Annotated in this window: 27 protein-coding genes; 11 read left to right on the top strand and 16 right to left on the bottom strand. The window is 58.7% G+C overall.

The genetic code is table 11. The annotated features are described in order from the left end of the window. A partial coding sequence (locus ACW4YW_RS07355; protein ID WP_457136974.1) for a hypothetical protein occupies nt 1-278 on the top strand: 278 nt, incomplete at its 5' end. 219 nt (nt 279-497) lie between these two features. On the opposite strand, the gene tyrS is transcribed toward ACW4YW_RS07355, so the two are convergent. After that, nucleotides 498-1697, bottom strand: a complete 1200-nt coding sequence (gene tyrS / locus ACW4YW_RS07350; protein ID WP_457136973.1) for a tyrosine--tRNA ligase — start codon at nt 1695-1697, stop codon at nt 498-500. A 108-nt stretch (nt 1698-1805) separates the two neighbouring features. Here tyrS and ACW4YW_RS07345 point away from each other — a divergent pair, with 108 nt between their 5' ends. The 3 genes from ACW4YW_RS07345 to gltA are packed head-to-tail and all read left to right on the top strand — an operon-like array spanning nt 1806 to nt 5585. Beyond that, a complete protein-coding gene (locus ACW4YW_RS07345; protein WP_457136972.1) occupies nt 1806-3152 on the top strand; it encodes a peptidoglycan DD-metalloendopeptidase family protein in 1347 nt (448 codons plus the stop codon). Then, on the top strand, nt 3152-4258 hold the full coding sequence (locus ACW4YW_RS07340; RefSeq protein ID WP_457136971.1) for an anhydro-N-acetylmuramic acid kinase: 1107 nt from the start codon (nt 3152-3154) through the stop codon (nt 4256-4258). The genes ACW4YW_RS07345 and ACW4YW_RS07340 overlap by 1 nt, the downstream gene beginning before the upstream one ends. Before the next feature lie 34 nt (nt 4259-4292). Continuing rightward, entirely contained in the window at nt 4293-5585 is a 1293-nt protein-coding gene (gltA, locus tag ACW4YW_RS07335) for a citrate synthase (RefSeq protein WP_457136970.1), read from the top strand. A gap of 60 nt (nt 5586-5645) precedes the next feature. Here gltA and erpA read toward each other — a convergent pair whose 3' ends face one another. The 15 genes from erpA to ACW4YW_RS07260 form a co-directional block, all read right to left on the bottom strand. Continuing rightward, the gene (gene erpA / locus ACW4YW_RS07330) at nt 5646-5999 is read right to left on the bottom strand and encodes an iron-sulfur cluster insertion protein ErpA (RefSeq protein ID WP_457136969.1); all 354 of its coding nucleotides are present in this window, start codon (nt 5997-5999) and stop codon (nt 5646-5648) included. Nucleotides 6000-6054: 55 nt separating this feature from the next. Then, nucleotides 6055-6459 carry a bactofilin family protein gene (locus tag ACW4YW_RS07325; RefSeq protein ID WP_457136968.1) on the bottom strand — a complete coding sequence of 135 codons (405 nt, stop codon included), beginning with the start codon at nt 6457-6459 and terminating at the stop codon, nt 6055-6057. Between the two features lie 32 nt (nt 6460-6491). Continuing rightward, nucleotides 6492-7196 carry a DUF6776 family protein gene (locus ACW4YW_RS07320; RefSeq protein WP_457136967.1) on the bottom strand — a complete coding sequence of 235 codons (705 nt, stop codon included), beginning with the start codon at nt 7194-7196 and terminating at the stop codon, nt 6492-6494. 7 nt (nt 7197-7203) lie between these two features. Further along, nucleotides 7204-8256, bottom strand: a complete 1053-nt coding sequence (argC, locus tag ACW4YW_RS07315) for an N-acetyl-gamma-glutamyl-phosphate reductase (RefSeq protein WP_457136987.1) — start codon at nt 8254-8256, stop codon at nt 7204-7206. 140 nt (nt 8257-8396) lie between these two features. After that, on the bottom strand, nt 8397-8789 hold the full coding sequence (rpsI, locus tag ACW4YW_RS07310) for a 30S ribosomal protein S9 (protein WP_230348300.1): 393 nt from the start codon (nt 8787-8789) through the stop codon (nt 8397-8399). A 12-nt stretch (nt 8790-8801) separates the two neighbouring features. Beyond that, entirely contained in the window at nt 8802-9242 is a 441-nt protein-coding gene (gene rplM, locus ACW4YW_RS07305; protein WP_011478423.1) for a 50S ribosomal protein L13, read from the bottom strand. 118 nt (nt 9243-9360) lie between these two features. Further along, nucleotides 9361-10230, bottom strand: coding sequence for a 4-hydroxybenzoate octaprenyltransferase (gene ubiA / locus ACW4YW_RS07300; RefSeq protein ID WP_457136966.1), 870 nt, complete (start codon nt 10228-10230; stop codon nt 9361-9363). Nucleotides 10231-10246: 16 nt separating this feature from the next. Further along, nucleotides 10247-10810, bottom strand: a complete 564-nt coding sequence (locus tag ACW4YW_RS07295; RefSeq protein ID WP_457136965.1) for a chorismate--pyruvate lyase family protein — start codon at nt 10808-10810, stop codon at nt 10247-10249. A gap of 12 nt (nt 10811-10822) precedes the next feature. Continuing rightward, entirely contained in the window at nt 10823-12883 is a 2061-nt protein-coding gene (gene recG / locus ACW4YW_RS07290) for an ATP-dependent DNA helicase RecG (protein ID WP_457136964.1), read from the bottom strand. A 140-nt stretch (nt 12884-13023) separates the two neighbouring features. After that, nucleotides 13024-13410 (bottom strand): RidA family protein, encoded by a 387-nt coding sequence (locus ACW4YW_RS07285; protein ID WP_457136963.1) that lies wholly within the window; start codon nt 13408-13410, stop codon nt 13024-13026. 53 nt (nt 13411-13463) lie between these two features. Next, nucleotides 13464-15686, bottom strand: a complete 2223-nt coding sequence (locus ACW4YW_RS07280; RefSeq protein ID WP_457136962.1) for a RelA/SpoT family protein — start codon at nt 15684-15686, stop codon at nt 13464-13466. Nucleotides 15687-15787: 101 nt separating this feature from the next. Next, nucleotides 15788-16000 carry a DNA-directed RNA polymerase subunit omega gene (gene rpoZ, locus ACW4YW_RS07275; RefSeq protein WP_309566036.1) on the bottom strand — a complete coding sequence of 71 codons (213 nt, stop codon included), beginning with the start codon at nt 15998-16000 and terminating at the stop codon, nt 15788-15790. 54 nt (nt 16001-16054) lie between these two features. Beyond that, the gene (gmk, locus tag ACW4YW_RS07270; RefSeq protein ID WP_309566035.1) at nt 16055-16663 is read right to left on the bottom strand and encodes a guanylate kinase; all 609 of its coding nucleotides are present in this window, start codon (nt 16661-16663) and stop codon (nt 16055-16057) included. Between the two features lie 34 nt (nt 16664-16697). After that, nucleotides 16698-17744 (bottom strand): DUF475 domain-containing protein, encoded by a 1047-nt coding sequence (locus ACW4YW_RS07265; protein WP_457136961.1) that lies wholly within the window; start codon nt 17742-17744, stop codon nt 16698-16700. Nucleotides 17745-17809: 65 nt separating this feature from the next. Continuing rightward, nucleotides 17810-18676, bottom strand: a complete 867-nt coding sequence (locus ACW4YW_RS07260) for a YicC/YloC family endoribonuclease (RefSeq protein ID WP_457136960.1) — start codon at nt 18674-18676, stop codon at nt 17810-17812. A gap of 114 nt (nt 18677-18790) precedes the next feature. Between ACW4YW_RS07260 and ACW4YW_RS07255 the strand changes: the two genes are divergently transcribed. The 7 genes from ACW4YW_RS07255 (at nt 18791) to ACW4YW_RS07225 (ending at nt 25243) form a co-directional block, all read left to right on the top strand. Then, on the top strand, nt 18791-19726 hold the full coding sequence (locus ACW4YW_RS07255) for a serine/threonine protein kinase (RefSeq protein WP_457136986.1): 936 nt from the start codon (nt 18791-18793) through the stop codon (nt 19724-19726). A gap of 27 nt (nt 19727-19753) precedes the next feature. Further along, entirely contained in the window at nt 19754-20674 is a 921-nt protein-coding gene (locus tag ACW4YW_RS07250) for a PP2C family protein-serine/threonine phosphatase (RefSeq protein ID WP_457136959.1), read from the top strand. Between the two features lie 93 nt (nt 20675-20767). Beyond that, on the top strand, nt 20768-21484 hold the full coding sequence (rph, locus tag ACW4YW_RS07245) for a ribonuclease PH (protein WP_457136958.1): 717 nt from the start codon (nt 20768-20770) through the stop codon (nt 21482-21484). 2 nt (nt 21485-21486) lie between these two features. Then, nucleotides 21487-22089 carry an RdgB/HAM1 family non-canonical purine NTP pyrophosphatase gene (rdgB, locus tag ACW4YW_RS07240; protein ID WP_457136957.1) on the top strand — a complete coding sequence of 201 codons (603 nt, stop codon included), beginning with the start codon at nt 21487-21489 and terminating at the stop codon, nt 22087-22089. Next, nucleotides 22089-22322, top strand: coding sequence for a hypothetical protein (locus ACW4YW_RS07235; RefSeq protein ID WP_457136956.1), 234 nt, complete (start codon nt 22089-22091; stop codon nt 22320-22322). The genes rdgB and ACW4YW_RS07235 overlap by 1 nt, the downstream gene beginning before the upstream one ends. Beyond that, nucleotides 22318-23508: a radical SAM family heme chaperone HemW gene (gene hemW, locus ACW4YW_RS07230; protein WP_457136985.1), complete on the top strand. Its 1191-nt coding sequence runs from the start codon at nt 22318-22320 to the stop codon at nt 23506-23508. Before ACW4YW_RS07235 ends, hemW begins: the two co-directional genes overlap by 5 nt. A gap of 154 nt (nt 23509-23662) precedes the next feature. Further along, nucleotides 23663-25243 (top strand): GGDEF domain-containing protein, encoded by a 1581-nt coding sequence (locus ACW4YW_RS07225; protein ID WP_457136955.1) that lies wholly within the window; start codon nt 23663-23665, stop codon nt 25241-25243. Nucleotides 25244-25249: the final 6 nt, after the last annotated feature.

Raw genomic sequence — 25249 nt, 5'->3', positions numbered from 1 at the left:
TCGGATACATATTTAACTATGTATCTTTTGCACTCACCTACAAGCACCCACACTTATCGGTTGTTCGTTTTGTTAAAGAGCAGGTTACTTCTTTTTACTCGCCGCCAATTCGTTTCGAATTCAGCGAGAGGGCGCATTATACAGACCTTTCAAACCAGGTCAAGCTAGTTTCGAAATTTATTTACTCAATCAATTTCGCTACCACCTTCTCCGCACCACCTCACTTCAGCGAGCCGCGCATTTTACAGTTTCTTTCGAACCGGTCAAGCTATTTTTGAAACTAATTTCAAACTACTTAACTGCGCTTCGCTTTCTCAAGCGAGCCGCGCATTTTACAGACCTTTTTTAATCGGTCAAGGAGAATTTTCATTTCTTCAAACTCTCCTGCGAGCCCCGCCGTTCAAGCGAGGTGCGCATTTTACGTAGCCCAGGATTTTGGTCAAGCCCTTTTTGCCACTGTTACAAAATAATTACATTTGGGACTATCTAGGCGCGACTTACTTGCTAATCGTGATACGCGCAAACTTGCGCTTGCCCACTTGCGCCACCACTACCGCACCCAGGCTGATTTGCAATGCGCGGTCCGTCACCTTCTCGCTATCCAGCTTCACGCCGCCCTGCTCTATCAAGCGGAAAGCCTCGGACGTACTGGCAACCAGTCCGGCCTGCTTCAACAAGGGGCCTATCGCAATCGATGACTCCTGAATCACCACGCTCACTTCGGGCACATCTTCGGGAATGCCGCCTTTCGAGCGCAACTCGAAATCTGCCAGCGCGTCGATTGCGGCCTGCTTGCTATGGAATCGCGCGACGATCTCCTGCGCGAAACGCACCTTGATATTGCGAGGGTTCTCGCCAGCCGCCACGGAAGCGCGCCATTGCTCGATGGTCGCTATCGATTCAAATGACAATAAAGTGATATACCGCCACATCAGCTCATCCGAAACGGACATCAACTTACTAAATATAGTATTGGCGGGTTCGGCAATACCTATATAGTTGCCCAGGGACTTGGACATCTTGTTGACGCCGTCCAGGCCTTCCAGCAGCGGGACCGTCAGCACAGACTGCGGCGCCTGGCCAAAATGCTTTTGCAGTTCGCGCCCCATTAATAAGTTGAAACGCTGGTCGGTGCCTCCAAGTTCGATATCCGCTTTCAAGGCTACCGAGTCATAACCCTGCAGCAGGGGATAAAGGAACTCGTGAATGGCAATCGGCTGGTTGCTCTTGTAGCGCTTTTCGAAGTCATCCCGCTCCAGCATGCGGGCCACGGTATGCGTTGCCGCGAGCTTGAGCATGCCTGCGGCGCCAAGCTCATTGATCCAGCTTGAATTGAAGACCACTTCCGTTTGCTCAGGCTTGAGTATCTTGAATACTTGCTCCTGGTAAGTTTGCGCATTGATCTGAACCTGCTCGGCGCTCAACGGCGGGCGGGTTGCGCTCTTGCCGGTGGGGTCGCCGATCATGCCGGTGAAATCGCCGATCAGGAACAGCACTTTGTGGCCCAGGTCCTGGAATTGGCGCAGCTTGTTGATCAATACCGCATGCCCCAAGTGCAAATCGGGCGCGGTCGGGTCAAAACCCGCCTTTACCTTTAACGGCTGCCCGGTTTTGAGCTTGTCGATTAATTCCTGCTCGCCGATCAGGTCATCAATACCGCGCTTGATCAACGCCAAACTGTCATTTAAATTTGCCATATCTTTAGAAATAACCGTGATTTAGAATGCTTTTTTGCCTTCACCATGCAGAATTTTTCTGTTAGCATGCCTCATCGTTGATTTGTCACAGTAATGAGGTAGCGACCAGTGCAGCAAACTGAGCAGAGCCAAAAGGAAGTTATTTTAACGCAAAACCCAGCATTAAAAGAACGTAAGCTACGCCTGCGTTGGTTGCTCGCCATTTCAAGCCTGCCGCTCTTCGGCATCATTACTGCCTTCGGTATCGCGCCACAAACTTCTACGCAAGATGTTGCGATCTCCACTATCGTGGAAGATATCGCATTGCCTGAGATTTCCACGCCGTTTGTTTCAGAGAACCTCGAAAGCGAAAACTACTGGCAGGCCGACCAGGTGCGCCGCGATGACACGCTTGCCAGCCTGATGTCCAGACTGAATGTGCAAAACAGCGAAGCGCTGGAATTCTTGCGCAGAAGTCCCGACGCCAGCGCACTGGCATCCCAGCTCCGGCCGGGACGCGCCATCCAGGCGCAAGTCAATGCCAATGGTGAATTGCTTAAGCTGCAATACCAGCTCAGCCCCACTTCCACCTTGACTATAGAACGCACCGACTCCGGCTACCAGGCCAAAACCGGCGAGCCTGTACTAGAAGTCCACAATGTATTGAAAACCGCTGAAATCAGAAGCTCGCTTTTCGCGGCGACCGATGCGGCCGACATTCCAGACTCCGTCGCTATCCAGATGGCGGAAATTTTCTCCTCTGACATCGATTTCCACAGCGACCTGCGCAAAGGCGACCGTTTCGTCGTGATCTACGAGGCCAAGTACAACAACGGCAACCTGGTCAACACCGGCCAGGTGCTGGCAGCTGAATTCACCAACCAGGGCAAGACATACAAAGCGGTCATGTACCGCAACCCTGAGGGCAAGGTCGCCTACTACACCCCTGAAGGCAAGAGCTTGCATAAATCATTCCTGCGCTCCCCGCTGGAATTCACCCGCATCAGTTCCGGTTTCACCTTGGGCCGTTTCCATCCTATCCTGCAGAAAATGCGCGCTCACAAGGGCGTGGACCTTGCCGCACCGATCGGCACCCGCATCAAGGCGCCTGCTGACGGCGTGGTGCAGTTTGTCGGCGTCAAGGGCGGTTACGGCAACGTCATCTACTTGCAGCACAGTGGCGGCGTGACCACGGTATACGGCCACCTTTCCCGCTTCGCGCCAGGCTTGCGTAACGGCATGAAGGTATCCCAGGGCGACATCATCGGCCATGTGGGGATGACTGGCATGGCGACCGGCCCTCACCTGCATTACGAATTCCTGCTCAACGGCGTGCACAGGGATCCTCTCAAGGTAGCCCTGCCTGCAGCACAGCCACTTTCCCCTCAATACCGGACCGATTTCCTCGCGCACAGTGCTAATCTGAGCGCCCAATTGCAACTGTTGAGTGCAAGCACCGTCGCTTCGCTTGACTAGTGCAGTCCGAGCTTTTCATTGGCTTGATGTCGGGCACCAGCCTGGATGGTGCCGACAGTGTCATCGCTAGGCTGGAAAATGGGCATTGCCAAGTCATACAGCAGCAATTCACACCTTATCCAGCAGCGCTGAAACGGCAATTGTTGGCGTTGCATGATCCGGGGCACAACGAGCTAGAATCAACAGCGCTTGTCGGCAACCAGCTTTCCGAGCTATACGCCAAGAATATAGCAGCGCTCTTGCAGCAGGCTGCCATCGAGCCGAGCGCAGTACGCGCGATCGGCTGCCACGGTCAAACCATACGTCACCGCCCTGAATTGGGCTTTACCTTGCAGATAGGCAACCCGGCATTGCTGGCCGAGCTGACCGGGATCAACGTCATCGCCGATTTCCGCAGCCGCGACATTGCGGCAGGCGGGCATGGCGCCCCGCTGGTACCTGCCTTTCATGCCGCGATGTTTTCCTCTCCTGGAAAACACCGGGTGGTGCTCAATATCGGCGGCATTGCCAATCTCACCGACCTGCCTGCGTCAGGAAATGCCATCACCGGTTTTGATACAGGGCCCGGCAATATGCTCATGGATGCCTGGATCAACAAGCATCAAGGCAAGGATTACGATGCGGATGGGGCCTGGGCAGCCAGCGGCTCCATCATGCCAGGCCTGCTGCAATCCATGCTGGCCGATCCTTTTTTTGCCATGCAGCCGCCCAAGAGTACGGGGCGCGACACGTTCAACCTGGCCTGGCTCGGGCAACTATTGCACCAGATAGAGGACAAACACTCACCGGAAGACGTACAGCGCACGCTTTTGGAACTTACTGCCGTCTCAATTGCCACGGCAGTGACACAGTATTGCGGTACTGTCGATGCGCTGTATGTATGCGGCGGCGGCGCTTATAATAGCGCCTTGATCGAGCGATTGCGGCAGCTGCTGCAGCCGGCGGCTATCGAGCTGAGCGATACGCTTGGCCTAGCGGCTAATGCCGTAGAGGCGGCGGCTTTTGCCTGGCTTGCGCAACAGACGCTGCATGGGCTGCCTGGCAACCTGCCGGCCGTGACCGGCGCACGCGGCCCGCGAATACTTGGCGCAGTTTATGCTGCTTAATTTGTAACCACTCAACCATCTTGACTCCAGAATTATGAAACCAAGCAAAGTCACTCTTACTTTCGATGATGGTTCCGCGCCAATCGAATTGCCTATTCTGCCCGGCAAGCTGGGGCCCAGCGTCATCGACATCCGCACCTTGGGCAAGCATGGGTATTTCACTTACGACCCCGGCTTCCTGTCGACGGCTTCCTGTGATTCCAATATCACTTACATCGACGGTGAAAAAGGCTTGCTGTTTTACCGCGGCTATCCCATCGAGCAGTTGGCCGAACACTCCGACTTCATGGAAGTTTGCTACCTGCTGATGCATGGCGAATTGCCCGATGCCGAGCAGAAAGCCAAGTTCACCAACACCATTACGCGCCACAGCATGGTGCACGACCAGCTCACGCACATCTTCCGCGGCTTCCGCCGCGATGCGCACCCGATGGCGGTCATGGTCGGCGTGGTCGGCTCCATGTCCGCCTTCTACCATGAGGCGATCGATGTCAGCGACCCGAAGAATCGCGAATTCGCGGCGCACCGTTTGCTGGCCAAGGTGCCCACGATTGCCGCCTGGAGCTATAAGTACAACATCGGCCAACCCTTCATGTATCCGAAGAACCGCTTCAACTATGCGGAAAACTTCATGCACATGATGTTCGCCACACCCTGCGAGGACTACGAGCCCAACCCCGTGCTGGCAAAGGCCTTTGAGCGCATCCTGATCCTGCATGCCGACCATGAGCAGAATGCCTCGACCTCCACGGTCCGCTTGGCCGGCTCCAGCGGTGCCAACCCGTTCGCCTGCGTCGCCGCAGGCATTGCCTCGCTATGGGGGCCTGCGCACGGCGGCGCCAATGAAGCCACGCTGAAGATGCTGGAAGAGATCGGCGACGTGAGCCGCATCGGGGAATACATCAAGCGCGCCAAGGACAAGACCGATTCGTTCCGTCTCATGGGCTTCGGCCACCGGGTCTACCGCAACATGGACCCGCGCGCCGCCATCATGCGCCAGACCTGCCACCAGGTTCTCGATGAGCTCGGACTGCATGACGACCCGATGTTCAAGCTGGCGCTGGAGCTGGAAAAGATTGCGCTGGAAGACGAATATTTCGTCAGCCGGCAGCTTTACCCGAATGTGGACTTCTACTCCGGCATCGTCATGCGTGCGATGGGCATCCCGAACTCCATGTTCACGGCCATCTTCGCCTTGGCGCGCACCGTCGGTTGGGTCGCCCAATGGAACGAGATGATGTCCGATCCCGGCTCCAAGATCGGCCGGCCGCGCCAGCTTTATACCGGCTCTGAACGCCGCGACTTTGTTCCGTTGGACCAACGTTGAGCTCGCATCGGGCAAAACAAAAGGGGCCATAGGCCCCTTTTTTTAATTCCAGCTTACCGCTTATGCGGAAAAGGACGACCCGCAACCGCAAGTCGTCGTGGCATTGGGATTGCGGATGACGAACTGGGAGCCCTGCAGGCTGTCCTGGTAATCGATCTCGGCACCCACCAGGTATTGCAGGCTCATTGGGTCGATCAGCAATGTGACGCCGTCCTTGTCAACGGTCGTGTCATCGTCGTTGATGACTTCCTCGAAGGTGAAGCCGTACTGGAACCCGGAACAACCGCCGCCGCTCACGAATACGCGCAGCTTGAGATCCGGCGAGCCCTCCTCGTCGATCAACTCTTTTACCTTGCGCGCCGCATTATCGGTAAAGACTAATGGGCTTGGGATTTCTTCCGTCACTGCGTTCATGGTTAGTAACTCCTTAAACTAATTGAATTCATTATCCTGCGCGAAACTCCCACGGTCAATCTTTGACCTCTGGGACGACAGGAGTTTCCGTCTTGGCAGCATCACCGAGATGCACCAACTGGCCTTCAATGATGGCGCCGGTATGGATTTCCAAGGACTTGTAGTGCACGTCGCCGGTAATCCTGGATTTGGCGAGCAACTCCAGATAATGGCTCGAGCGCACCGGGCCGCGCACTTCTCCGTTCAACACTATCCGAGCCACCGTCACAGCCCCTTCGATACGCCCCTGCTCGCTCAGCACCAACGTACTGGGGGTACCCGGCGGCTCGCTTACATCGCCCTTGATCTGGCCATCCACGCGCAAACCGCCGCTGAATGTAATGTTGCCTTCAATGCGCGTATCGGTACTGACCAGGGTATCGATACGGCTTTGCGGTTTATTCTTGCTCTTCAGGAACATGCGTATACCTTTATCCAGGAGTGCCGTCACCGTTATCCAGGCAGCTCCACCTTTTGACTGATATTGGGCTGTTTAGCCCCCGTTTCAAGAAAGCTGAGTTCAATCTCCTCAGCCGTGACGTCTTCCGGCAGCGCGAAACTGCCATCCAGGCGCTGATAATAGCGGAAATTCACTTTCGCCTGGTTGCTGTTGCCAGGCTGCAAGAGCAGCGGAAGCTTGACCTGCTGGCCTTGATGGTTCCTGCCTTGCAGGATGAAGCTCAGGTTGCCTTGCACCGGCTTGCTGGCGTTGCCTTGCTGGGAAAGCACCAGGTGGTATTGATAATGGCCGGGCTCCTTGCCTTTCTCCACAAACAAGCGCGTGAGTTTCACATTCTTGGCGGCGGAATCGCCGTTCTGCATGCTTTTATAGAAAGCCAGGTCCTCTTTCAGCTTCATCAGCTCGTCCTGCACCTGCTCGAAATCATGCGCAAGCTTTTCTTGCGCTGCCCGCTGCACTTGCAGCTGCCGCTCCGCCAGGACAGTCCGGCCCATGAGCTCCTTCCTGGTGGGTTCGGAGTCAAGCGTCAGCGCCAGCGTGCCCGTCGTGCTCAGCCGCCAATAGGCAAGCGCATAGCCGACCACGACCAGGCCCACGATCCCCAGCCATTGCCAATACCAAGCCCGATGGGATTTCACCTTCACCGGCTTGGTCGGTTTGTGGAAATGACGCTTGACGCGGCGGGAGATGCGTTTCATCGCTCAATCAAGGCAGTAAAGGCACAATTTCCAGCCCAGCCTGTTCATCCAGACCGAACATGATGTTCATGTTCTGCACTGCTTGTCCTGCCGCCCCTTTGACCAGGTTATCCTGCACCGCGATCACCGTCAGGTAGCCGCTATCCGGTTGCGGATGCAATGCCAAGCGCAACTGGTTGCCACCGCGCACCGTGCGCGTTTCCGGCAAACTGCCTGGAGGCAGGACATCCACGAACGGTTCGTGCTGGTATCGCGCTTCATACAAAGCCTGGATGTCTGTTTTCAGTCCTTGATCTGACAGCTTGACGTAAATGGTGGACAACATGCCGCGAATCAACGGGACCAGGTGGGGCACAAAAATGAATTGCAGCTGCGTGCCAGCCAACTGCTGCAATTGCGCAAGAATCTCAGGATGGTGCCGGTGGCCGGCGACGCCATAGGCTTTCATGTTGTCGCTGGCTTCCGCAAACAAAGTGGCGACCTCCGCCTTTCTGCCGGCACCGGAAACGCCTGATTTGGAGTCCGAGACGATGGGGACGGATAAATCAATCAACCCTTGCTCCAGCAGCGGCGCCAGTCCCAGCAATACAGTCGTGGGGTAGCACCCCGGATTGCCGATCACTTGGGCGGAACGCACTTTTTCGCGATACAGCTCAGGAATGCCATATACCGCATCTACCAGGATATCAGGACAGCCGTGGGGCAGCTTGTACCATTTTTCGAATACCGCCGTATCCTGCAACCGGAAGTCCGCCGCAAGATCGATCACCTTCACTCCTGCAGCCACCAGCGCCTGCGCCTGGCTCATGGCCACGCCATGCGGCGTAGCAAAGAACACCACGTCGCACTGTGACAGGTCGGCCTGGGCAGGATCGGTGAAGACAAGGTCTACGCGCCCACGCAGGCTGGGGAACATATCCGCAACCGGCAGCCCGGCTTCGCCGCGCGAGGTGATGACGCTCAACTCCGCATCGGGATGCAGGGCCAACAAGCGCAATAACTCGACGCCGGTATATCCGGTGCCACCGACAATGCCAACTTTTATCTTCTTGCTTTGTATCACCTGAACTTACCTTCCGTATATCGCAGGGCATATCCACAGAAAATCTATAGTAACAAAACCCCGGCCCATTTTGAAAACGCCAAAAACAGAAAAGCCGCAACAAGTGCGGCTTTTCCTGAACAGCAACAGCGTAAAGCTTAGCGCTTGGAGAATTGCTTACGGCGGCGCGCCTTGCGGAGGCCGACCTTCTTACGCTCAACTTCACGTGCATCGCGAGTCACGAAACCTGCCTTGGACAGGGCGCTCTTCAATGCTGCATCGTAGTCGATCAGTGCACGGGTGATGCCGTGGCGCACTGCACCGGCCTGGCCGGATTCGCCGCCGCCAGTCACGTTCACCAGAATGTCGAAGCTGGCTTCGTTTTCGGTCAGTGCCAATGGCTGGCGCAGAATCATGCGTGACGTCACGCGGGAGAAGTATTCGTCAGCAGGCTTGTCGTTAACAACGATGTTACCGCTACCGGACTTCAGGAATACACGAGCTACCGAACTCTTGCGGCGGCCTGTACCGTAGTTATACTTACCAATCATCGCTGCTTATCCTTACGCTTGACTTTGGATTACCAATGGCTGCGGCTGCTGCGCAACGTGGTCATGCTTATCACCAGCATAGACCTTCAGCTTGCGGAACATGGCATAACCCAGTGGCCCCTTTGGCAGCATGCCCTTCACAGCCTTTTCCAGGGCGCGGCCCGGGAAACGCTCTTGCATCTTGCCGAAAGTTGTTGTGGAGATACCGCCTGGGTAACCGCTGTGACGGTGGTACTTCTTATCCAGCGCCTTGTTGCCGGTTACCTTGATCTTGTCGGCGTTGATCACAACGATATAATCGCCCGTATCTACGTGCGGTGTGTAAATAGTCTTATGCTTGCCACGCAGGCGGTGCGCAATTTCACTCGCCAAACGGCCCAGCACCAAATCCGTAGCATCAACTACGAACCAGTCGCGCTTTACTTCATGCGCTTTTGCAGAAAAGGTCTTCATCGGACAAACCAATATTCGCTGAAAAAATTAAGAGGCGGATTGTATGTCAAGCCCTTACGCTTTGTCAAACATTTCCGAGCTAGATTTTTCAATCTTCATAGATACTTAAAATACATGCTTAAAGATAATCGCTTGCCAGCACCCCGGCGAAGATCGCGGCGCCAAGCCAATTGTTGTGCAGGAACGCCTTGAAGCAGGACGCGCGATCGCGATTGCGGATCAGCGCATAATGATACAGGGCAATGAGCGCCGCAACCGCCAGCCCGGCGAAATAAGGCCAGGATTGCTGCAACCGCACTCCCGCCCAGGCCATCAATACCAGGAAGGCGCCGTAGCACGCCATGACGGCAAAGACATCCAGCCTGCCGAAGAAAATGGCCGATGACCTGATGCCGATGTTGAGGTCGTCGTTGCGGTCCACCATGGCATATTCGGTGTCATAGGCCACCGCCCAGAACACGTTGGCAAGCAGCAATATCCAGGCTTCCAGCGGCAACTGGCTGGTGACCGCCGCAAACGCCATCGGGATGCCGAAGCCGAAAGCAATGCCGAGATAAGCCTGCGGGATGGAGAGGAAGCGCTTGGTCAGCGGGTAGCTGACGGCCAGGAACAAGGCCGGGAACGACAAGGCCACCACCAGGGCGTTGAGCTGCAGCACGAGGACAAATGCGGCCAAGCTCAATGCCATCGCCAGCAAAACGGCTTCCTTCGCGCTTACGTCGCCGGTCACCAGCGGACGCTGGCGGGTGCGCTCCACATGACCGTCGAAATTGCGGTCGGCCAGGTCGTTCATGACGCAGCCCGCCGAGCGCATCAACACGGTACCGGCAATGAATACAAACAATACCAGGCCGTCAGGCCAGCCCGGGCTTGCCAGCCATATGCCCCACAAGGTGGGCCAGAGCAGCAACAGGATGCCGATGGGCTTATCCAGCCGGGTCAGGCGGTAATAGGCTTGGAGCTTTTGCCTAAGGGATGGGTTAGTCATTTTTAAACAGTCCGCCCTATTCAGCTTCCACATGCAGTTTCAACACGGCAGGCAGGAACAACTCGGTCACCAGCACCGCCTTCTTTCCCAGCCTGAAGACCGAGCGCCTTGCCCATAGCGGGCCGCGAATCGAGGGAATGTGCGCGGCTGCCAGGCGGTAGAGAAAATGCTGGGGTGAAAGTTTCTTGTACTGCAATGCGCCGCGGCACATGCGAGGATCCGCAAACAAGGCGCTGCCCAATGAGTGGGCTCCCAGGCGGCCCAGGCCGCGCCAGGCGCCCCGCATGGCTTGTTGGGGCAATAGGCTGTGCGCAAACACCACCGCTTCGCCGTCGCAACGCAATATGACGTCACGCAGCAAGGTATGCCGTCGAGGCAGCGCCTGCAATAATTGCGCCTCGGCAAAAGGCGGCTTTTTCCTGGCCAGGCGCAAGGGCTGCACCGCAAACTGCCTGCTATGCTGCTGCAAGCGCCGGGTCAGCGAACCGCGCTCGGTGAGCCAGGGACGGTAATGCCGGGAGCCTACGGCCTGCTTGAGCCAGCGGTCTCGCATCTGCGGGAAATGGGCAAAGACTTTCACCGGCTGATTATCTCAGACTTTGACCAATTCTTCCGCATGGCCGAGCCAGCGTGCCAGGTGTGCATTTGCCGCCTGCGGCGCTTTCTCGAGCAAACCTGCCGCGATATCGCGCGCGGCTTCCAGCAAGTCCTGGTCCCGCTCCAGGTCGGCGATCTTCAGCATGGGCACCCCGCTCTGCCGTACACCCATGAACTCTCCCGGCCCGCGCAATGCGAGGTCAGCCTGGGCGATGGCGAAGCCATCGCTGGACTCGTAGATGATCTTGAGGCGCGCGCGCGCGGTTTCCGAGAGTTTGCCGTCCTGGTAGAGCAGGATGCAGCTGCTCTTGGCTGCGCCGCGCCCGACACGGCCGCGCAATTGGTGCAATTGTGCCAGGCCCATGCGCTCGGCATGCTCGATCACCATCAGGCTGGCATTGGGTACATCCACGCCCACTTCGATCACGGTCGTCGCTACCAGCAGCTGGGTTTCGCCTGCGCTGAACGCGGCCATCACCGCCTGCTTCTCGGCAGGCTTCATGCGGCCATGCACCAACCCCACCCGCAACTGCGGGAAAGTCTCGCGCAAGCTCTCGTAGGTTTCGGTCACGGTCTGCAATTGCAATGCCTCGGACTCCTCGATCAAGGGGCAGACCCAGTACGCCTGCCGCCCCTCCATGCAGGCATGCTGCACGCGCTCCAGCACTTCGTCGCGCCTGGCATCGGACACCAGGCGGGTCACGATGGGCGTGCGCCCGGGCGGCAGCTCGTCAATCACCGACACATCGAGGTCGGCAAAATAGCTCATGGACAAAGTGCGCGGAATCGGCGTGGCGCTCATCATGAGTTGATGCGGCTGCACGCCCTTCTGCCGCAGTGACAGGCGCTGTTGTACGCCAAAGCGGTGCTGCTCGTCGACAACGGCAAGCGCCAGCCGCTGGAACACGACCTGGTCCTGGAACAAGGCATGGGTGCCAATCACAAGTTGCGCTTCGCCGTTCTCCACAGCAGCCATCATCTCGCGCCGCTCCTTCTTGCCCTGGCTGCCGGACAGCCAGGCCACCCTTATGCCTAGGGGCGCCAGCCAGGCTTGCATCTTCTGGTAATGCTGCTCGGCGAGGATTTCCGTCGGCGCCATGATGGCTGCCTGCCAGCCGTTTTCAATCGCCTGCAACGCCGCCATCGCAGCAACGATGGTCTTGCCGCTGCCGACATCGCCCTGCAACAGGCGCTGCATGGGGTGCGGCTGCTCCAGGTCGCGGCCAATCTCCACGGCAACGCGCTGCTGGGCCTGGGTCAGGGCGAACGGCAGGCTGCGCAGCAAGGCGGTGACCAAGGTACGGGACGGCGGCAGTGCAGGCGCGCCCTGGTGCCTGCGGCGCGCGTGATGCTTGCGCATGGAAAGCTGCTGCGCGAGTAATTCATCAAAGGCCAGCCGCCGCCATGCAGGATGGTCGCGGGATTCCAGGCTGCGCAGCGCCGCCTCTGGCGCCGGATGGTGCAGAAGGTGCAAGCTTTCCGCGAATCTCGGCAAGGAAAGTCCGCGGTATATCTCCTGCGGCAGGATTTCCGCGGTATCCACCTGCTCCAATGCCCAGGATATCCATTTGCGCAACGCCGCCTGGCTCAAACCTGCCGTGGTGGGGTAAAACGGCGTCAATACCTCGGCAACCGGCGCATCCTCTTCCACCTGTTTGCATTGCGGATGCACCATTTCCCAGCCGAAGAAGCCGCCGCGCACCTCGCCAAAAGCACGGATATATCGTCCTTCCTCCAGGGCGGAGACTTGGCTGGGATAGAAATGCAGGAAACGCAACACCAGTTGCCCGGTGTCATCACGCAGCCGGCAAATCAGTGCTTTTCGCGGACGGTATTGCACCTCGGCATGCACGATCTCGCCCTGCACCTGGGCCTGCTCGCCGGTATGCAGGTCACGGATCGCCGTGATGCGGGTTTCGTCGAGATAGCGCAGGGGCATGTGCAGCAATAGGCCCTGCCAGTTGAGGATGCCAAGCTTGGCAAGCCGCCCCTGCAATGCAGGGGTCATGCCTTTAATGCCATCGAGCTTGCTGTTGGCGGGTAGTTTTGACGCCATGATCCTGGGTAGTTATTGATCCTGGCTGAGTCGCTCAATATGTCATGAGCAGGCAGGAAAATCGGTCAAGCGATCCTGGCGGCATTGCTGAACACTCCGTACAAGTGCAAGCAATGCAACACGCCAGGAAGGCCGTCGTTCTAGGCGCCAATCTCCAGTACGCCATCGGCTTCCACCAGCGCGTTGCGCGGCAGCTGCGCCACGCCAACCGCTGCACGGGCAGGATAAGGCTGGGTGAAGTATTCCGCCATGATGGTGTTCACCAGCGCAAAGTGGGAAAGGTCGGTCAGGAAGATATTGAGCTTGACCACGTCCGCGAGCGAGCCGCCGGCGGCTTCCGCCACAGCCTTGAGGTTCTTGAATACGCGGTGGACTTGCGCCTCGATGCCATCCACCAACTCCATGGTCGCAGGGTCAAGGCCTATCTGGCCAGATAGGTAGACGGTGCTGCCGTTGACCTTGACTGCCTGGGAATAGGTGCCGATCGCCTGGGAGGCGCCATCGGTATGGATGATTTGCTTGGCCATGTATCTCTCCTGAAAACTCGATTGGTTGAAGTATTATTGGTTGAAAAGTGACGCTACTGAATCCGCTGCTCGGCCCCGGAACCCTTGACGCGGTTGATGCGCACCACATCCGGAATCTTGCGCAGGCGCCGCATCAGCTCGGCCAGATGCACGCGGTTCTCCACCTGCACGGTGAAGTTCATGTTGGTGTAGGTGCTGTTGTCCGCCTCTTCCATGCTGACATTGTCGATATTCGAGCCGGCCTCGGCAATGCCGGAGGCGATCTTCGCCAGCATGCCGCGGCGGTTCGCCACCACCAGCTTGAGGCTGACCTTGTACAGCCTGTGCCCCTGCGGGTCCCATTCCACGTCCAGCCACTTGTCGGGATCGAGGCGGAACTTGCGTATTGCCGGGCAATCGTGGGTATGGATCACCAGCCCCTTGTCCTTGTTGATGAAGCCCAGGATGGGATCGCCGGGAATGGGGCGACAGCATTGCGCGAACTGCACCGCCATGCCCTCGGAGCCGCGGATGGTGATGGTGTCCAGCACCTTGGCAGGAGTTTTCTGCTGCTCCGCCACGGCTTCCTGCTGCCCGGCCTGCGCCATCAACTGGTGCGCCACCATGACGTTCAGGCGTTTGCCCATGCCGATGTCCGCGAGGATTTCGTCCTTGCTCTTGGCGCCATAATCCCGCACCAGGCGCTGCCAGGCAGGATCGTCAATCGTGATGGGGTTGGCATGCAAGGCGCGCAGCGCCTGGTTGAGCATGCGCTCCCCCAGCAGTGCCGATTCGGTGGACTGCATGGACTTGAGGTAGTGCCGGATATGGGCGCGCGCCTTGCCGGTCAGCACGTAATTGAGCCATGCGGGGTTGGGGTGCGCATGGGCGGCGGTGATGATCTCGACATGGTCGCCATTGTGCAGCTCGGTACGCAAGGGGGCGAGCTCCTGGTTGATCTTCACCGCCACGCAGCGGTTGCCGATATCGGTATGCACGGCATAGGCGAAATCGACGGCAGTGGCTCCCTTGGGCAATGCCATAATGGTGCCCTTGGGCGTGAAGACGTAGACCTCGTCCGGGAACAGGTCGACCTTGAAATGCTCGAGGAACTCGAGCGAGTCTGTGCTCTCGCTCTGGATGTCCAGCAGGCGCTGCAGCCATTGGTGCGTTTGCTGCTGCAAGGCCGTCAGGTGGGCATCCGTGGTCTTGTATAGCCAGTGCGCGGCAACCCCCGCATCGGCGATATTGTGCATTTCGCGGCTGCGGATCTGGATCTCGATCGGCGTGCCGAACGGGCCGAACAATGTCGTATGCAACGACTGGTAGCCGTTGGCCTTGGGGATGGCGATATAGTCCTTGAACTTGCCGGGAATCGGCTTGTAGAGCCCGTGCAGCACGCCCAGCGCGGCGTAACAGGTCGGCAGGTCGCGCACGATGACGCGGAAGCCGTAGATATCGTAGATCTGCGAGAAGGTGACAGTCTTGCCCGTCATTTTCTTGTAGATGCTGTAAAGGTGCTTTTCGCGCCCGGTCACCTCGGCATCGATATGCTGGTCCTTCAGACGCTGGTTGATGGCGTCGAGGATCTTGCCAACCACTTCCTTGCGGTTGCCGCGCGCCGCCATGACCGCCTTGGAAATCACGCGGTGGCGCATCGGGTAGAGGTACCTGAAGCTCAGGTCTTCCAGCGTCTGGTAAATCTCGTTGAGCCCGAGCCGATTGGCGATCGGCGCATAGATATCCAGCGTTTCACGCGCGATGCGCCGCTGTTTCTCCGGCTTCATGACATCGAGCGTGCTCATGTTGTGCAGCCGGTCGGCGAGCTTGACCAGGATCACGCGCACGTCCTGCGACATCGCCAGCAGCATTTTGCGGAAATTCTCCGCCTGCGCCTGGGTCGCGCTCTGGAACTCGATCTTGTCGAGCTTGGACAATCCGTCCACCAGCTCGGCCACCTGCTTGCCGAATTTCTCGCCGATTTCCTGCTTGGTGACGCCGGTATCCTCCACCACGTCGTGCAGCAAGGCCGCGATCAAGGTCGGAGGATCGAGATGCAGTTCGGCCAGGATGCCGGCCACGCTGACCGGATGGATCACATAGGGTTCGCCGCTGCGGCGCACCTGCCCTTCATGCGCAGCGGCGCTGAAACGGTAGGCATCCCAGATATGGTCTATGTCGTCTTGCTTGAGGTATTCCCGCAGGCGCAGGGTGAGTTGGGAGTCTTCGCTGTCCGCTGGCAGCAAAGGTAAGGGCGAAACTGGTTCGGCTGGTCTTTTGGCTGCGGTCTTGGGCATAAATTCCAGTAATTACTCAATTCTACATAGTCGCCAACCCGGGACCGTGCATTGGCATGATCCCGGCTGCATCACCAGCTCGCATTCACAAGATCGTGCGATCAGGCGTGTCCGCGATTAAGCACTTCCAGGCCTACCTTGGCAGCCGCGATTTCACGCAGCGCCAGCACGGTGGGCTTATCCTTGCTGCCGTGCGCGTTCACGAGCGGCTCCGAGCCATTGGCGAGCTGGCGTGCGCGGTAGGCCGCGACAAGGGTCAACTGGAAACGGTTGGGTATCTTTTCCAGACAGTCATCAACGGTAATACGTGCCATGTTACGAATATCTCCTGAATTTTGTCATGTACATTTACATGGGCCGGAAGACGGCTAGAGCAGTTTCTGCACCACATCCTGGTAGCGCAGCAATTGCTTTTCGCGCCGCAATCTCTGGCTGCGGATAATGGCCCGCAGGTCTTCCAGCGCATGTTCGAATCTGTCGTTGATTGTAACATAGTCGAATTCCGCCACGTGGCGCATCTCGTCCCGCGCCGCAGCGAGCCTGCGCACAATCACCTCCGCGCTATCCTGCGCGCGGTTGTTCAGGCGCTGCTCCAGGGCCTCCATCGAAGGCGGCAGGATGAAGATGCTAATGGCTTCGGCATACTGGCTGCGCACCTGCTGCGCGCCCTGCCAGTCGATTTCCAGGATCAGGTCGTACCCTTCCGCCAATACGGAATTCACCGTCGACTGCGATGTGCCGTAATAAGCGCCGTGCACTTGCGCGCTTTCGAGGAAGTCGCCGTGGTTGAGCAGTTCCACGAACCTGGCTTCCTCGACGAAGTGGTAATGCACGCCGTCCTCCTCGCCCGGCCGCGGCTGGCGCGTGGTATGGGAGACAGAGAGCTTGATATGCTCGTCACCGTCCAGCAGCGCGCGCACCAGCGAGGTTTTGCCGGCGCCCGATGGGGCGGTAATGATGAATAGGTTGCCTTTCATAGCATGGAATTCCGTCGTGCAAACTTAAAAAAAATCAGACCCGATGCGCCAGTCTGCGCCTGTAGAAGATGGATGACAACAAGGCCGCCATGATGAATATCACGCCGATGAGGCCGGTCACCACTTCAGGCACGGGCCGGTAGATGGTGTAGAACATGATCAGCCCGAGCACTCCGATCGCATAGTGGGCGCCGTGCTCCAGGTAAACATAGTTGTCTAGCGTGCCCTTGTACACCAGGCGCACGGTCATGGAGCGCACGAACATCGCGCCTATGGTCAGGCCCAGCATGATGATCACCACGTCGCGCGTAATCGCAAACGCGCCGATCACGCCGTCGAACGAGAACGAGGCGTCGAGAATTTCCAGGTAAAGAAACCCCATCGCCCCGTTGCGCTTCGCGGTCTTGGCAAAGGCGTCACCCTCGGCCTGCGAAGAGAAAAACCCGCTCAGGCTGTCGATCACGACATACAGCACCACCCCGCTCAACCCTGCCAGCAGGATGGTCAGGCGCTCGGCCTGGGAAATGGGCAGGAAGTTCTGCAAGCCCAGCAGGATCAGCAGAATGACGATGATCTTGATGGACTCCAGGCTACCCAGCCTGCCGAATGCCGCTTCCAGGCGGCCCAGCCAGTGCAATTCCTTCTCCGGGTCCAGCAGGAAGCTCAGGAACACCAGGAACAGGAAGGAGCCGCCGAATGCCGCAATCGCGTTATGCCCGTCGTCTAAGTAATCGGCATACAGCACCGGGTTATTGATCGCCATATCGGCCACCTCGAGCAGCCCCTGGTCGGTGGCCGCCGCCACCAGCAACAAAGGGAACAGCAGGCGTACGCCGAACACGGCAATCAGGATGCCCACGGTGAGGAAGATATGCCGCCATTTTTCGTCCATTTCCTTGAGGATGGAGGCGTTCACCACGGCATTGTCGAAAGACAGGCTGATTTCCATGATGCCGAGGATCAGCGCCACGCTCAGCGCAGGCCAGATGCCGGACACCCCGCCCTTGATTTCGTAGCCCCAGAGCGCGGCCAGCCCGAGGCAGAGGAAAGTGACGAAAAAGGAATATCTGAAATCGCGCATTGCTTAAGTTCCGGATCAATGAGGTTCGCGGCCAGGCAGCAGCCTGCGCCAGGACAATCGGACGGCTACTCTATGTTCTGCACTTGCTCGCGCATTTGCTCGATCAGCAGCTTGAGCGCCATGGCGACTTGCGACACTTCAGTGGAAACAGACTTGGAAGCCAGGGTATTGGCTTCGCGGTTCAGTTCCTGCATGAGGAAATCCAGCTGCTTGCCTGCCGGGCTGCCCGCCTCGAGAATGCGCTTCACTTCCTCGATATGCGCGCCCAAGCGGCTCAGTTCCTCGTCCACGTCAATGCGCTGGGCGAAGATGGTGAGCTCCTGGCGGATGCGCTCGTCATCCACCGAGCCCAGCGCCTCCTGTAATTTGCCGTACAGGCGCTCCTGATAGATCTTCACCTGCTCGGGCAACAAGGGGCGCACCCTGGCGACCAGGCTCTCCATTTCCGCCAGGCGGTCGAGGATGATGGCCTTGAGCTTGATGCCTTCGCGCGCACGCGCTTCTGTCATCTGCTGCACCAGCTTCAACAGGCTGTCGTGGATGGCAGCCGAGAGGGCCTCGTGATCCGCGCCTTCTCCCGATATCACCCCTGGCCAGCGCAGGATGTCCGCCACGCTCAAGGGGCGGCTTTCCGGGAAATGGCGTTGCACGCTGACGGTCATCTGCGCCAGCTGCTGCAACACTGTGTCGTCCAGCTGCACCTGCCGCTGTTCGGAGGCGCGATGGGCCAGGCTGATGCGGCACTCCACCTTGCCGCGCTTGAGGCGCTGGTTGATCAGTTCGCGCACCTGCGGTTCGAACATGCGCACATTGTCATCCAGCTTGAGCTGCAACTCGAGGTAGCGATGATTGACCGAACGCAGTTCGAGCACCAGAACGCCATGGCTCACCTCCTGCTCCAGCGAGGCATAACCCGTCATGCTGAAAATCATGTTGATGGAAATTCCCGATTAAATTTGGCCCATGGTATCAAATCCGGAGCGTTTCATGACAGAATAGCCTGCAAATTATAGGTTTTACCCTTGCCGCCCATCATTCACCAGCACATGCACGCCAATCAGAATCTTGCCCTGCCGCCAGGCTACGAACTGCAGGGATATGAAATCAAAAAGCTTCTCAGTGCCGGTGGATTCAGCTTCGTCTACATCGCACGCGACCTGGAAAACGACACCACCGTCGCCATCAAGGAATACCTTCCCAACATGCTCGCGCTGCGCAAGGAAGGCGACCAGGTACGCATTCCGACCAATGAAGCCGCCGCAGGATTCCGCTTCGGATTGAAATGCTTTTTCGAGGAAGGCCGCGCGCTGGCCAATATCGAGCACAAGAACATCGTACGCGTGCAGAACTTCTTCCGCGCCAATGACACCGTCTACATGGTGATGCGCTACGAGCGCGGTAAGTCCCTGCAGGAATACGTGCTGGCGCGCGACACGCCCTTGCCGGAAACCATGCTGCGCAGCGTGTTCAGCCAATTGCTCAACGGCCTGCGCGAGGTGCACGCGCAAAAACTGCTGCATCTCGACATCAAGCCCGCCAATATCTATATCCGCCTGGACGGCTCCCCGGTATTGCTGGATTTCGGCTCCGCCCGCATGGCGCTCAACGAAGCCTCCAACACGCTGCCGCCAAGCTACACTCCCGGGTTCGCCTCGCCCGAGCAATATGGCGACCGCAAGCAACTCGGTCCGTGGAGCGATGTCTACAGCATAGGCGCCAGCATGTACGCCTGTCTGCTCCAGGCCGCGCCACAAGCGGCGGACCAGCGTTTGAGGAAGGACCAGCTGGTGCCCGCAGCCAGGCTGGGCAAGGGCAGGTATTCGCGCAACCTGCTGCAGATCATCGACAACTGCATGGCCTTGGACCACATGGACCGGCCGCCCAGCGTGTTTGCCTTGCAGAAATCGTTGCTGGAAGCGGTGCCGCTGCCGGCACGCCACGGCTGGCTGAACAAGATTACCTCGCTGTTCACCCAGGATTGAAAGATATTGAGCACTCACTAAACCAGGATGAAATTCACCATACACCAGAGCAGCCGTAGCGGAGGACGCCCGGTCAACCAGGACCGGGTTGCCTACTCCTACAGCAAAAACGCCGTGTTGCTGGTGCTTGCCGACGGCATGGGCGGGCACCATCATGGTGAAGTTGCGGCGCAACTCGCGGTCAAGATGCTCACCGGCGCATTCCAGCAGGCGGCCCAGCCGGACCTGCCGGACGTAGTGGGATTCCTGCAGACCGAAATCATGAAGCTGCATGAGGCCATCCACCAGCTGGCAGAAAACCGCGGGCTGCCGGAAACGCCCAAGACCACGCTGGTAGTGGGCATCCTGCAGCACAACACTCTCTACTGCGCTCATGTGGGCGACTCGCGCCTCTATCATTTCCGCAACGGCAAGCGGCTGTTCCGTACCGAGGACCATTCCATCGTCCAGATGATGCTGAAACAGGGCAAGCTGGATGCAAAATCCATGCTGCAACACCCCGACCGCAACAAGATATACAACTGCCTGGGCAGCGAGTTGACCCCGACCATAGAAATCAGTCCGCCTTGCCCCCTGGAAGCCGGGGACCAGATCCTGCTGTGCAGCGACGGCTTATGGGCCCAGCTCAGCGATGAACGCATGCAGGACATCCTCAACAACGGCCTCGGCATCGCCCACAGCGTGCCCAGCCTGCTGGACGCTGCCGAGCGGCTAGGAGGCAAGAACATGGACAACCTGAGCGCCATCGGCGTGCAATGGGAAAGCAAATCCGAACAGCCGCTGACGATCTCCACGCTAGAGATGTCATTGGCCCAGTCCCACACCATCCTCGGGTCGGCGGAACCTGCGGAAAATAGCACCGCGGCAACGGCCGCCGACCTGGATGAAGAAGACATCGAGCGCGCCATCGCCGAGATCAACGCCGCCATCAAGCGCAGCAGGCATTGATTCCACAGGACAAAACCACGCCAGGCCGCGGTAATCATCACGCTTGCCATGGTCATCGCATATAATATGCACTTTGCAAATTCAGGAAACATCATGCGTCCCAGCAACCGCGCCCCAGACCAGCTACGCGAAGTCGAGATCATCCGCCGTTACACCAAGCATGCGGAAGGGTCTGTGCTGGTCAAGTTCGGCGACACCCACGTGCTGTGTACCGCCAGCGTCGAAGACAAGGTCCCGCCCTTCCTACGCGGCAAGAACCAGGGCTGGACCACCGCGGAATACGGCATGCTGCCCCGCTCCACCGGCAGCCGCATGGACCGCGAGGCAGCACGGGGAAAGCAGTCGGGCCGCACGCAGGAAATCCAGCGTCTGATCGGCCGCAGCCTGCGCGCCGTCATCGACCTCGAGAAGCTGGGAGAACGCACTATCCACATCGATTGCGACGTGATCCAGGCCGACGGCGGCACGCGCACCGCCAGCATCACCGGCGCCTACGTGGCGCTGCATGACGCTGTCGGATTCCTATTGAACAAAGGGCTGATCCAGGCATCGCCCTTGCGCGACGCGGTGGCCGCCATTTCCGTTGGCGTCTACCAGGGCACGCCGGTCCTCGACCTGGATTACATCGAGGATTCCGCCTGCGATACCGACATGAACGTGGTGATGACCGGCAGCGGCGGATTTGTCGAAATCCAGGGCACGGCGGAAGGCGAACCGTTCCAGCGCGATGCCATGAACCGCATGCTGGATCTCGCAGACAGCGGCATCCGCACCCTCCTGCTCAAGCAGAAAGAAGCGCTGGGGCTGTAAGCATGGGCATGCCTTTCCAGAAACTGGTAATCGCGAGCGGCAACCAGGGCAAGCTGAAGGAAATCCAGGCCTTGCTCGCGCCGCTGTCGATCGAGGTATTGCCGCAATCCGCGCTCAATGTGCCGGAGGCGGAAGAACCGTTCGTGACGTTCATCGAGAACGCCCTGGCCAAGGCGCGCCACGCCAGCCGCCATACCGGCCTGCCGGCGCTGGCTGACGACTCGGGCATCTGCGTCAACGCGCTGCAAGGCGCGCCGGGCGTCTATTCCGCACGCTATGCCGGCGAGCCCAAGTCCGACGAGCGCAACAACCAGAAGCTGCTGCAAAGCCTGGAGGGCCTGCAAGACCGCCATGCCTATTACTATTGCGTCATGGTGCTGGTGCGTCATGCGGACGACCCGCAGCCATTGATCGCGGAAGGCGCCTGGCAGGGAGAAATCCTCACCGTGCCGCGCGGCGACGGCGGTTTCGGCTACGACCCCCTGTTCCTGGACGCCAAGACTGGTCAGACCGCGGCGGAGCTGCCTAGCGAGATCAAGAACCGCATCAGCCACCGCGGCCACGCACTGACCAAACTGGTACAGCAACTGGAAAGGCTGGCCTGATGAGCGGAAACTGGCCCAAATGGTTGCGTGACGACGGCAGCGTCGTCTCCTGCACGGAAAAGGTCAAGGTCATGACCGAGAACTTCGACGAACTCAAGCAGATTGCCCAGGATGCGCTGGAGGACGGCCTATTGATGGAAGTCTCCGAATCGCAGATGCGCGAAGCATTGCACCGCCTGATTGACGAACTGGTGAACCCCTATCAGCACACCCATCGAAATCAAGGCGATTAGCGATACTCCCGGGCTAGCGGAGCCAGGGGAAACGCCCGCATCCGCTCCCACCCAGCCCCCGCCGCTCTCGCTTTACATCCATATCCCCTGGTGTGTCCGCAAGTGCCCTTACTGCGACTTCAATTCGCACGAGTCGCGCAGCGAGATTCCCGAGGCTGCCTATGTCGATGCATTGATCGCCGACCTGGAGCAATCGGTGCCGCGCGTCTGGGGACGGCGCGTGCACAGCATTTTCTTCGGCGGCGGCACGCCCAGCCTGTTCTCGCCCGAGGCGATCGACCGCATCCTGAGCAATGTGCGCGCCCTCGTGCCGTTGAGCGTGGATTGCGAGATCACGCTGGAGGCCAATCCCGGCACCGTGGACGCCGCGCATTTCCGCGGATACCGCGCTGCGGGCGTCAACCGGCTCTCGCTCGGCATCCAGAGCTTCGACAGCGCCTACCTGCAAAAACTCGGGCGCATCCATGATGAAACCCAGGCCGTGGCGGCCGCCGAGCTGGCGCTGCAGACCTTTGACTCCGTCAACCTGGACGTCATGTATGCCTTGCCTGGGCAAAGCCTGGAACATGCCCTGGCCGATGCGCAACGCGCTTGCGACCTCAAACCAGCGCACCTGTCGTTCTACCACCTGACGCTGGAGCCCAACACGCCGTTCCACCGCACCCCGCCCGCATTGCCGGACGACGATACCAGCGCGGCCATGCAGGAAGCGATCGAAGACCTGCTGGGCCGGAATGGCTACGGGCATTACGAAACCTCGGCGTTTGCGCAGCCTGGCAAGCAATGCCGCCACAACCGCAACTACTGGCTGTTCGGCGACTACCTGGGCATCGGGGCCGGCGCGCATAGCAAACTGAGCTTTCACGACCGCATCACGCGCGAAAGCCGCCACAAGCATCCCAAGCGCTACCTGGAACATACGGGCCAAGGCAGTGCCATGGAACACCAATGGCAGATTGCCAAGGATGAGCTGGCCTTCGAATTCATGATGAACGCCTTGCGGCTCACCGTCGGTTTCGAACCTGCGCTCTTTGAACTGCGCACCGGCTTGCCGCTGGAAAGCATTGCCCATACCCTGGAGCATGCCGTGCAAAAAGGCTTATTGGACGTAGGCCCTGAGCGCATTGCCCCGACATTGCTCGGGCAGCGCTTCCTGAACGAATTGCTGCAGCTGTTCCTGGACTGACTCCCATACGCTAAGTTTTACTTTGTAAGACATTCTCTGTATTACAATACAGCGATTCTGGAAGCGCAGAGCAATCAGCATGGGGATGAAGTTGCGATGAAAGTTGCCAAGCTCACCCGGAATCTCAGGGAAACCGACACAATTTGGGTCAGCTATGGATCAACATAACAAGTCCGTTGAAACTGCACGACAAACCCTTATCCAGCTTGCCAAAAGCCGGATAGCGCCAACACCGGACAACTACCGCAAAGTCTATAACGCCATTGACGGCCATGCCGCAACGGACAACTCATTGACCATCAGCCAACTGTTGGGCAACGTGCTGAAGGAAGTCGGCGCGCAACAGCCTCGCCACAGCTCCGGCATCAACCATATTCTCAAGCAGCTTGAAGCGCAGAACTGGGCTGGCCTGGAAAATGCGCTGCGTGAGCTGCTGGCGAACCTGTCCACGCCCGACAACAAACACCCCGTTCCTCCAAACCCAGGCGGCGCCAACCATGACCAGGCCGACGTCGTCACGCTCTGGCGCAATATGCTGGTCAAGACGCTGGACTTGGTGGTGGTGCCGCAACTGCAGGAAGTGCCGGATGCCCAGGCGCGTGCAAACGCCTTATTGCAAGAAGCGCAGCAGGCGCAGAGCCGGGAAGAGATTCTAGCGCTGGAAACGGCGCTGAAAAATATCCTGTTCAGCCTGGAAATGCACCTGGATACCCAGAGCCAACTGCAACTGCGCTTGCTGCAACTGCTGCGACTGCTGGTCGTGAGCATGGAGGCCCTGGTGCTGGAAGAGCAATGGCTGCAGGGCCCGACGGCGGCAGTGCGCGAAATCCTGACCCAGCCGTTGAACATGGACTCCTTGTCCAAGGCGGAAGACACGCTCAAGGACCTCATCTTCATGCAAGGCCAACTGAGGCCCGGACTGATCGAGGCCAAGAAGACCCTGAAGAAAATGGCGGAGATCTTCGTGGCGCAACTGTCGGAAATCACCCTGGCGACCGACGACTACCAGACCAAGCTGAAAAACTACCGCGACGAGATCAGCCATAGCGACGAAATACAGGACCTCAACCAGGTGTTAAGCCGCCTGCTCGAGGATACCCAAGTCATCAGCAGCATTACGCAACACTCGCGCAACGAGATCATGGAGGCGGAAAGCAAGGTACGGGAAGCGGAGAAGCAAATCTACGAACTGACCTTGCAGCTTGACCACATCAATGAAATCGCGCATGAGGACTACCTGACCGGCACCTTGAACCGCCGCGGGATGGATGAGGCACTGGTAAGGGAATTCAACCGGGCAGACCGGTTCGGCATGCCGCTCAGCATCGCCATGATGGATATCGACCATTTCAAGCAGATCAATGACAACCTCGGCCATGCCACCGGCGACCAGGCATTGGCGCACCTTGCCTCCGTCATCAAGGAGTCGTTGCGCGCAACGGACGTGATCGCGCGTTACGGCGGCGAGGAATTCATCATCCTGTTGCCCGGCACCGTGGAGAAGGACGCGATCAGCGTCATCACGCGCGCGCAGCGGGAGCTGACGCGCAATATCTTCCTGCACAATGACAGCCACATCCTGATCACTTTCAGCGCCGGCGTGGCCGAACGCCAGGAAGGCGAGCCGGCCGACGCCATCATCGGGCGTACCGACCAGGCCTTGTACCGGGCAAAGAACAGCGGGCGCAACCGAGTGGTGGGCGCGAGCATGCTGGATCAACCTGGCGGCCAATAACGAAAA

This window comes from Methylobacillus pratensis, from assembly GCF_054072455.1.
The sequence above is the reverse complement of the archived record's forward strand: the minus strand, read 5'-3'. Positions and strand labels throughout refer to the sequence as shown.

What these genes read in the sequence shown, in the direction of transcription:
- tyrS (WP_457136973.1), bottom strand. Translation starts at nt 1,697, where the DNA reads ATGGCAAATTTAAATGACAGTTTGGCGTTGATCAAGCGCGGTATTGAT.
- gltA (WP_457136970.1), top strand. Translation starts at nt 4,293, where the DNA reads ATGAAACCAAGCAAAGTCACTCTTACTTTCGATGATGGTTCCGCGCCA.
- erpA (WP_457136969.1), bottom strand. Translation starts at nt 5,999, where the DNA reads ATGAACGCAGTGACGGAAGAAATCCCAAGCCCATTAGTCTTTACCGAT.
- ACW4YW_RS07325 (WP_457136968.1), bottom strand. Translation starts at nt 6,459, where the DNA reads ATGTTCCTGAAGAGCAAGAATAAACCGCAAAGCCGTATCGATACCCTG.
- ACW4YW_RS07320 (WP_457136967.1), bottom strand. Translation starts at nt 7,196, where the DNA reads ATGAAACGCATCTCCCGCCGCGTCAAGCGTCATTTCCACAAACCGACC.
- rpsI (WP_230348300.1), bottom strand. Translation starts at nt 8,789, where the DNA reads ATGATTGGTAAGTATAACTACGGTACAGGCCGCCGCAAGAGTTCGGTA.
- rplM (WP_011478423.1), bottom strand. Translation starts at nt 9,242, where the DNA reads ATGAAGACCTTTTCTGCAAAAGCGCATGAAGTAAAGCGCGACTGGTTC.
- ubiA (WP_457136966.1), bottom strand. Translation starts at nt 10,230, where the DNA reads ATGACTAACCCATCCCTTAGGCAAAAGCTCCAAGCCTATTACCGCCTG.
- recG (WP_457136964.1), bottom strand. Translation starts at nt 12,883, where the DNA reads ATGGCGTCAAAACTACCCGCCAACAGCAAGCTCGATGGCATTAAAGGC.
- ACW4YW_RS07285 (WP_457136963.1), bottom strand. Translation starts at nt 13,410, where the DNA reads ATGGCCAAGCAAATCATCCATACCGATGGCGCCTCCCAGGCGATCGGC.
- ACW4YW_RS07280 (WP_457136962.1), bottom strand. Translation starts at nt 15,686, where the DNA reads ATGCCCAAGACCGCAGCCAAAAGACCAGCCGAACCAGTTTCGCCCTTA.
- rpoZ (WP_309566036.1), bottom strand. Translation starts at nt 16,000, where the DNA reads ATGGCACGTATTACCGTTGATGACTGTCTGGAAAAGATACCCAACCGT.
- gmk (WP_309566035.1), bottom strand. Translation starts at nt 16,663, where the DNA reads ATGAAAGGCAACCTATTCATCATTACCGCCCCATCGGGCGCCGGCAAA.
- ACW4YW_RS07265 (WP_457136961.1), bottom strand. Translation starts at nt 17,744, where the DNA reads ATGCGCGATTTCAGATATTCCTTTTTCGTCACTTTCCTCTGCCTCGGG.
- ACW4YW_RS07260 (WP_457136960.1), bottom strand. Translation starts at nt 18,676, where the DNA reads ATGATTTTCAGCATGACGGGTTATGCCTCGCTGGAGCAGGAGGTGAGC.
- ACW4YW_RS07255 (WP_457136986.1), top strand. Translation starts at nt 18,791, where the DNA reads ATGCACGCCAATCAGAATCTTGCCCTGCCGCCAGGCTACGAACTGCAG.
- ACW4YW_RS07250 (WP_457136959.1), top strand. Translation starts at nt 19,754, where the DNA reads ATGAAATTCACCATACACCAGAGCAGCCGTAGCGGAGGACGCCCGGTC.
- rph (WP_457136958.1), top strand. Translation starts at nt 20,768, where the DNA reads ATGCGTCCCAGCAACCGCGCCCCAGACCAGCTACGCGAAGTCGAGATC.
- rdgB (WP_457136957.1), top strand. Translation starts at nt 21,487, where the DNA reads ATGGGCATGCCTTTCCAGAAACTGGTAATCGCGAGCGGCAACCAGGGC.
- ACW4YW_RS07235 (WP_457136956.1), top strand. Translation starts at nt 22,089, where the DNA reads ATGAGCGGAAACTGGCCCAAATGGTTGCGTGACGACGGCAGCGTCGTC.
- ACW4YW_RS07225 (WP_457136955.1), top strand. Translation starts at nt 23,663, where the DNA reads ATGGATCAACATAACAAGTCCGTTGAAACTGCACGACAAACCCTTATC.